The organism is Pseudoalteromonas sp. ESRF-bin5 (genome assembly GCF_002632075.1).
GTDB lineage: Bacteria > Pseudomonadota > Gammaproteobacteria > Enterobacterales > Alteromonadaceae > Pseudoalteromonas > Pseudoalteromonas marina.
This window is the reverse complement of sequence record NZ_NTLW01000311.1, coordinates 1-3,338: the sequence shown is the minus strand read 5'-3', so window position 1 is coordinate 3,338 and position 3,338 is coordinate 1. Positions and strand designations below refer to the sequence as shown.

The 3,338-nt window shown below is 41.1% G+C and carries 4 protein-coding genes; 1 reads left to right on the top strand and 3 read right to left on the bottom strand.

Translation table 11 applies throughout. From position 1 onward, the window contains the following. The 3 genes from dxs to BCG07_RS18855 form a co-directional block, all read right to left on the bottom strand. Positions 1-1,430: 1-deoxy-D-xylulose-5-phosphate synthase (dxs, locus tag BCG07_RS18865; protein ID WP_286891519.1), on the bottom strand; the 1,430-nt coding region annotated here is incomplete at its 3' end. Positions 1,431-1,531: 101 nt separating this feature from the next. Next, positions 1,532-2,419 carry a (2E,6E)-farnesyl diphosphate synthase gene (gene ispA / locus BCG07_RS18860; protein WP_286891517.1) on the bottom strand — a complete coding sequence of 296 codons (888 nt, stop codon included), beginning with the start codon at positions 2,417-2,419 and terminating at the stop codon, positions 1,532-1,534. Between the two features lie 2 nt (positions 2,420-2,421). Continuing rightward, positions 2,422-2,664: an exodeoxyribonuclease VII small subunit gene (locus BCG07_RS18855; protein WP_006794260.1), complete on the bottom strand. Its 243-nt coding sequence runs from the start codon at positions 2,662-2,664 to the stop codon at positions 2,422-2,424. 294 nt (positions 2,665-2,958) lie between these two features. Here BCG07_RS18855 and BCG07_RS18850 point away from each other — a divergent pair. Next, a partial coding sequence (locus BCG07_RS18850; RefSeq protein WP_502694085.1) for a MotA/TolQ/ExbB proton channel family protein occupies positions 2,959-3,338 on the top strand: 380 nt, incomplete at its 3' end.

The window sequence follows — 3,338 nt, the reverse complement described above, 5'->3', positions numbered from 1 at the left end:
CGAGGGTAACGAACAGCAACCGGGCAATTAGCTTTGTAACCGGTGTACAACATTTGGCGGCATTCATTAGTATCGCTAGGTGCCATAATAACCATATTAGGAATACAACGCATAAAGCTGAGATCGTATGCGCCTTGATGTGTTTCGCCATCGGCACCAACAATACCTGCTCGGTCAATGGCAAATAATACAGGGAGGTTTTGTAATGCAACATCGTGAATGAGCTGATCGTATGCGCGCTGTAAAAAGCTTGAATAGATAGCAACAACAGGCTTTAAGCCTTCACATGCAAAACCTGCGGCTAGAGTTACAGCATGTTGTTCAGCAATTGCGACGTCAAAATACTTATCAGCATGTTCTTTTGAAAAGCGCACCATGCCCGAGCCTTCACGCATGGCAGGAGTGATAGCCATTAACTTATCATCTTGCTGCGCCATGTCGCATAGCCAGTCGCCAAATACTTTTGAAAAAGTAGGGGCGCCCGGTTTTGATTTAGGCAAGCTAGATGTGTTTGGATCAAACTTAGGGACGCCGTGGTAACCAATAGGGTCGGCTTCAGCTGGCTTGTAACCCTTACCTTTTTGCGTTTTTATATGAAGAAGTTGTGGGCCTTTTAAATTACGCATATTACGTAATGTATCAACCAGCATGTTTACATCGTGCCCATCAATTGGGCCAATATAATTTAAGCCAAGCTCTTCAAAAAACGTACCAGGGATAACCATGCCTTTAAGGTGCTCTTCCATTCTGCTGGCAAGCTCTTTAACAGGCGGTACGCCAGACAGTAACTTTTTACTTCCTTCGCGAATGTTGGTGTAAAAGCTACCAGATAGAATACGCGCAAAGTGGTTGGTTAATGCACCAACGTTTTCTGAAATCGACATTTCGTTATCATTTAGAATAATAAGCATGTCTGATTTTACATCGCCTAAATGGTTCATCGCCTCAAATGCCATACCCGCAGTAATAGCGCCATCACCAATAACTGCAACCGTTTTACGCCCTGCACCTTCTTTTTGCGCTGCAATTGACATGCCCAAAGCTGCAGAAATTGAGGTGCTAGAATGGCCAACACTGAATGTGTCGTAGTCGCTTTCATCTCTAAATGGGAATGGGTGCAGACCATCCTTTTGGCGAATAGTATGCATTTGGTCGCGGCGACCCGTTAAGATTTTATGCGGGTAGGCTTGATGCCCAACATCCCACACTACACGATCTTCTGGTGTGTTATATACATAATGAAGTGCAACTGTAAGCTCAACTGTGCCTAAACCAGACGCTAAATGACCGCTACTTTGCGATACAGAGTTAAGTAAATACTCACGTAGCTCATTGCTAAACTCGGGAAGTTTATCTTGCGCTAAGTCTCGTAATTGAGCTGGTTTGTCAACCAAGTTAAGTAATGGATACTTGCTACTATCAAGTGTCATGGCTTTTTTATATCCTTCGATCACATTCGCTTTCAAATGGGAGTGAACAACGAATGTTAAGTAATAATGTCAGTGCTATTTGCAATACGCTTAAACTGTGACTAGTGGTCACGTTCAATAAGGTAATTTGCCAGCGACGCAAGAAGCGTAGTATCTGCATCAATAAGTGCTAACGCTTCGTGGGCTTGTGTTATTAAATTTTGCGCCTTTTCTTTAGCGCCTAGCATACCTAATAACGCCGGGTATGTCGCTTTATTCGCTTCTATATCTGAGCCTTGTGGTTTACCTAGTATAAAGGTGTCACCTTCCACGTCTAAAATATCGTCGTGTACTTGAAATGCCAGCCCTATAGCATACCCAAAAACGCTCAAGTTTTCTAAAGTTTGTTCATCTGCTTTTTCACTGCACAGTGCACCTAGTGTTATAGCACAGTTAATTAGTGCACCGGTTTTTAACTTATGGATGCGCTCAAGCTCTTGTACAGAAACAACTTTGTCAGTTGCGGCAATGTCTAAACCTTGTCCTGCCACCATTCCTTCAATACCTGATGCATGTGCAAGTGCAGCAATCATTTTTACTTGTGATTGCGCTGAGCAATTAAAGTTATGTGTGGCTATAAGTTCAAAGGCAAGAGTTTGTAATGCATCACCCGCTAAAATGGCTTGCGCTTCGCCATACACAATATGGCAAGTGGGGTAGCCGCGGCGTAAATCGTCATCATCCATAGCTGGTAGGTCGTCATGTACTAATGAATAACTATGAATGCATTCTATGGCTGCAGCCAAAACGTCTAAGTCACTTTTTTTAGCGCCTAGCATTTCACCAACAGCGTACACCAAAAAAGGGCGCAGCCTTTTTCCACCATTAAATAAGCTGTAATGAGTGGCTTCTTTTATTGTTTTATCGCTATCGAGCGGTTGTTCAAAGTAGCTATTGAGTGTAGTAGCTACATCATTTTGAGCACGTTCAATATAGTCTTTTATGCTCACAACTATTCCATATCATTATTAAAGTTTGTAAGTGCTGACTTTTCGCTATTGCCCATTAAAATAGAAACTTTTTGTTCTGCTTGCTGTAGTTTTTCAGATGACGCACCAGCGAGTGCAATACCACGCTCGAACTGCTTTAATGATTGTTCAAGCGATAAATCACCTTGTTCCATTTCACTAACAATTGTTGATAATTCTTCTAGTGCTTTTTCGAAACTTAAGTTTTCAGGTTTTTTAGTCGCCATCTTTATTTCAGCTTACATGATAAATTTAGGAGCCAATTTTAGGGGGAATGCTAAACTAGGTCAAAGGATGATATGAGTTTTTTACATTTAGCACGATTAATCGCGTGTTAATCAGTGTTATTAGTCAGGAAAACTCGATAATTAGGCAGAGCGTCTAACTTGATATAAAATAATAAATATAACTTTTATGTTTATTTACAAAAATGACTTAAGCAATTCAGTATGTTGCCGATAAGCAGTTAATAATAAAAAGTTTATGATAAGGCATTTAAACATGAAATCTCTGGAGGAAATGTGGATTTAGCAACCATAATAGGGATCCTAGGCGCAATAGGCTTAATTGTCATGTCTATGTTTATGAGTAGTAGCGGTGAAATGGGCATGTTTGCCGATGCGCCTTCAAGTGTAATTGTATTTGGTGGCTCGCTGTTTATTGTTTTATCAAACTTCACTATGTCTCAGTTTTTAGGGATAGGTAAGGTGGTTGGTAAGGCATTCATGTTTAAAATTGAGTCGCCAGAAGAGTTAATAGAAAAAGCAGTAGAGCTTGCGGATTCTGCTCGTAAAGGTGGTTTTTTAGCACTCGAAGAAGCTGAAATCCCAAACCCATTTATGCGTAAAGGCGTTGACATGCTTGTTGACGGTCATGACGCAGATGTTGTGCGCGCTACACT